The 4,381-nt window shown below is 39.2% G+C and carries 5 protein-coding genes; 2 read left to right on the top strand and 3 right to left on the bottom strand.

Features of this window, described 5'->3' with window-relative positions; genetic code table 11:
• Positions 1-37 precede the first annotated feature (37 nt).
• From ACRCJ0_RS09855 to ACRCJ0_RS09845, 3 genes are read right to left on the bottom strand one after another with little or no spacing between them, the layout of a single operon-like run.
• On the bottom strand, positions 38-727 hold the full coding sequence (locus ACRCJ0_RS09855; RefSeq protein ID WP_431390323.1) for a 5'-methylthioadenosine/adenosylhomocysteine nucleosidase: 690 nt from the start codon (positions 725-727) through the stop codon (positions 38-40).
• Between the two features lie 40 nt (positions 728-767).
• Positions 768-1,625, bottom strand: coding sequence for a hypothetical protein (locus ACRCJ0_RS09850; protein WP_431390322.1), 858 nt, complete (start codon positions 1,623-1,625; stop codon positions 768-770).
• A 9-nt stretch (positions 1,626-1,634) separates the two neighbouring features.
• The gene (locus ACRCJ0_RS09845; RefSeq protein ID WP_431390321.1) at positions 1,635-2,183 is read right to left on the bottom strand and encodes an NUDIX hydrolase; all 549 of its coding nucleotides are present in this window, start codon (positions 2,181-2,183) and stop codon (positions 1,635-1,637) included.
• A gap of 273 nt (positions 2,184-2,456) precedes the next feature.
• Here ACRCJ0_RS09845 and ACRCJ0_RS09840 point away from each other — a divergent pair, with 273 nt between their 5' ends.
• Positions 2,457-3,092 (top strand): 5-bromo-4-chloroindolyl phosphate hydrolysis family protein, encoded by a 636-nt coding sequence (locus ACRCJ0_RS09840; protein WP_431388135.1) that lies wholly within the window; start codon positions 2,457-2,459, stop codon positions 3,090-3,092.
• A gap of 12 nt (positions 3,093-3,104) precedes the next feature.
• Positions 3,105-4,310 (top strand): toxic anion resistance protein, encoded by a 1,206-nt coding sequence (locus tag ACRCJ0_RS09835; RefSeq protein ID WP_431388137.1) that lies wholly within the window; start codon positions 3,105-3,107, stop codon positions 4,308-4,310.
• Positions 4,311-4,381 lie beyond the last annotated feature (71 nt).

Below are 4,381 nucleotides of genomic sequence, written 5' to 3'. Positions count from 1 at the left end.
TATCATACCATTATTCTTAACCTTCGTCAATGATAACTTAATTTAAATGTTTTAAATAGTTCAAAGTCACTTTAGCGGCATTTTGCCCTGCCGTCACCACAAATTCATCAAAGACCACATTAGCATCTTGTTGAGCGGTATCAGAAATCGCTCGAATAATAATACAATCAATACCAAACTGGTTGGCTACTTGGGCAACAGCAGCCCCTTCCATCTCAGCACATTGCGCCCCTCTAAAGGTCTGATATAAATCATTCACTTTATCAGTATCGGCAATAAATTGGTCTCCTGTTAAAATCAATCCGGTTGTCGCATTTAAGTCTGTTTCATGATAAGCATCTAAGAAGCCTTGAATTAAATTTTCTGGTGCCTTATAACGGGCTGGCATTGTAGGAACTTGGCCTAATTCATAACCGAATGCACGGGCATCCGCGTCATGGTACATCGTTGCTTCCCCAATGACAATATCCCCAATTTGACGGTCTGGTGCAAGAGCCCCAGCTGATCCAGTATTGATGATTAAATCTGGGTTTGTTTGGGCAACAAGTGTTGTCGCAATTGCGGCGTTTACTTTCCCAATCCCGCAACGGGCTACAACGATTTCGTGCCCTTCGTATGATGTTGTCCATACTTCTGTTGACCCAACAATTTCACCAGCACTTAGGCCTAGGTGTTCTTTATAGTAACCAATTTCTTCTTCCATTGGGCAAATAATTGCTACTTTCATCTATTATATACTCTCCTCAATTCAAATTGATTTAATTTAATTAAACATAAAAAGCGATAATGGTCAAAATGATAACCCCTAGGGTTAACAGGACAATAGAGATATTTAGAAAACGATCAATTTTAGTTGGCCCTAAAAAAGACTTACCTTTATTAGATTCTCTGTCCGCTTGTTTAGCATCCGCATCCAATTGACCTGCATGTTGACCAAACTGATTTGCCTTATCCGGATTCGCTTCAGCATTTACTGTACCGACAAAAGCTTGTTGTGATTGGTCACTTCCTTCATTATCGTCTACTAATGTTTCGTCATCTCTTTCAGTCCCTACTTCTTCCTCAGAAGGGCCAAAAAGGCGTTCTCTAAATGACAGCCGTTTTTTATTTTCCTTAGTAGTCTCTTCTACTGAAGGTTCTTCCGCAAGCGGCGTTGCTGTTCTAGCAGCTGTCACCACATGGTCGTCCTGGTTGGTCCAATCACCCTGGCCAGTAGAATTCTGGTTGGTTGGTCTTTGGCTTGTCGTAGAAGAATTTGGATCTCTTCTATTCGTATATGGTCGTTCTGGTCTAGATGCCCGGTCAGATTGACTAGCCTTTGCTTCCTGACTTTTCTTTTCATAAAGAGCTTGGTTCAGCATATCCGCAGAAAATTTTCTTGGCGCATCGAAGTCTTCATCACGTTTAAAGACCTGAGTATTCCCAACAGTTGCATCCCGGTTAAAGGTTGCTGATTTTTTGTGACGTGCATCACGGGCTGCATCATATGTCGTTGATTGCGTTGGTCGCTTACTTTCTTGAATTTCATCAGCAACTTTACTACCCGTCTTGTCAGCGTGGTCAATTTTATTTTTCAAGGCCCGATACTGGGCACGTGTTAATTGTGGTTCTTCATCTGGCGTCATATATGTCACCTACGATCCTTGTAATGTTAAAATTTGCCAATATTGAATGGCGTAAATGGTCTTCATATCGGAAATCTCTCCTGAGGCAATCGCTGCTTTCGCTTGACCAAAGTCTAGGTATACGAGTTCGATATTTTCATCGTCGTCTTGTGCGGGCGGCTCTGGTAAGTCAGTAACATTTTGGCAGGCATACATTTGAATGAATTCATCATTATAACCTGGCGTCACATAGAAGCCGTCTAGTTGCTGCCAATTTTCACCAGCCATCCCTGTTTCTTCCGCAAATTCTCGTTTAGCGGCCACTAATAAATCTTCATTAGGATCGACTAATCCAGCTGGTACCTCTAAACTAACTGCTTCAATTCCTTTTCTATACTGACGAACTAATACGATTTTATCGTCCCGTAAGGCGAAAATACCGACTGCCGGTCCGTGGAAAATGAGTTCACGATCTGCAAGTTCACCATTTTGCAAACGGACTTGATGCTTCTCTAAGTTTAGAATCTTTCCTTTGTATAAGGTTTCTTTCTTAATTGTTTTTTCACCAAATGTCATCATGGTCAACCTTTCTTAAACATTATATTTGTACTTTACTTTTATATGTATATTTACTACGATTCTACAGGTAATTTTGGTGGCTACTCTTCTTCATTTTAGCATTTTTATCTAAAGTATGGGCTAGAAGGCGAAATTTTAGGGATTTATTTACCTTTTCAACTTGCTTCTATTGTATAGGAATAAGCTATTATTTTTAAATAAGACTAGAGGCCGATGTTGATCGACCATTTGTCCCCTATAATAAAGTTAAATCAATCAAAGGAGTGACTAAACATGAACCGCCCACTTCAATATATCGCAAAAATTGGTCAATATCCCTTTTACTGGCCGATGAACGTGACAATCATTTTTCTATTGTTTGTATTTGGTGCCCCCTACTATCAAATTACCTTCTGGGTGTTGGCACTATCTTTCTTAGTCTTTGTGATTAATCATATTTACACGGCCAATATTGCTGACCACCAAAGCAACCGTGAAAAATATAAACCTGGACGGGTGCCCAAATCAAAAAAGACCATCTATGAGAAAGCTAACTTAACCGATCAAGAGATTCATTTTTTCAGGTCCGAAATGGCTGAAGCCTTGGATAATATTGAAACGATTTTAGGATATGAAAACTACAATACCCATTTAAATATGGTATTTAAACGATATGATACAAGCAAAGTCTTAAAGAGTTATTTCCAAGCCATTACCCAAGCACCTGATCGTTTAAACCAGGCTACCAACTTCTTGTATCATCTCTTGCCGAATTTAAAGGTCGCACTTGAACAATATACGGCCATTAATCAAGCAATGGATAAATCGCCACGGAAAATTCAAAAGTTGACTAGTTTACGTGAGGAAATCGCAGACTTAGCCCAGCAAGCGCAAAATTCATTCGAAAGCTTCACTAATGACCCTGAGTAAAGGAGAAATATGATGACAGAAGACAAAAATCAACCATTAAACAAACAATCGGATAATATTTCTAAATCAGTGGATGATTTAATCGCCAACCCCTTCCAAGATGCGACTTTAGCCAATTCGCCCTTAGAAGACTTGGCCAATACCGATGAAGAAACGGGAATGGAACAGACCATCTACCAACAATTATCTAAAGACCGTCAAGACCAGGCTCAGGCCTTATCTGAAAAAATTGACGCAAGCGATAGCCAATCCATCGTTTCATATGGTGCCATGGCCCAAAAACAAATCGGTGATTTCTCACACCAAATCATCGCTCAAGTACAAAACCAAGACCTTGACGTTGTCGGCGAACAGTTGCGTGAATTATTAGCCCGCTTGAATGATACTGACCCAAGTCAATTGACCAACCAAAAGCAGAACCGCATTCAACGTTGGTTTAAGAAACAAAAGGCCTCTTTATATGAAATGAATGCCAAATATCAAAAAGTTGGCTACCAAATTGATGAAATCGCTGATCATCTAACCCGTCAAAAGAATGGTTTATTAAATGACAACCTGCAACTGGATAGTTTATACCAACAAAACTTGGATTTCTTCGAAGCCTTAAATGTCTATATCGCTGCTGCTCAAATCAAAGCAGAACAACTACGCCAAGAAGAGCTCCCAGCCTTAAAGAGTCAGGTAACGAGTGAACATGACCAAATGACCATCCAAAAAATTGCCGACTTAGAGCAATTTATTAACCGTCTTGAAAAGCGAATCTACGACTTGGAGTTAACACGCGAAATTACCATCCAACAAGCACCACAAATTCGTTTAATTCAAAATGCTAACCAAAACTTGGCTGAGAAAATCCAATCATCTATTTATACAGCCATTCCATTATGGAAAAACCAAATTGCTATCCAATTATCCCTGTACCGTCAAAAAGATGCTTTGGATGCTCAAATCGCTGTTACAGATACAACTAACCAATTATTAACAGAGAACTCTGAATTGCTGAAGCAATCATCACTTGAAACAGCAAGACAGTCTGAACGTGGTGTGGTAGATATTGAAACCTTGAAGCACTCACAACAAAACCTTATCGATACTATTACTGAAACCATGCAAATTCAAGAAGAAGGACGGGCTAAACGTCTACAAGCTGAACGTGAAATGGTACAAATGGAAAAAGAATTAAAACATCATTTACTTAATGGTAGTCAAAAAAAATAAAATGAACATTTTAAAGTGTTTTCATTTCATCTGATTTATCCCATATGTTATACTATATATATGGACAAAAG

Source organism: Aerococcus sp. L_32 (genome assembly GCF_050689315.1).
Note: the sequence above shows the minus strand (reverse complement) of the source record. Positions and strands in the feature narration are given on the sequence as shown.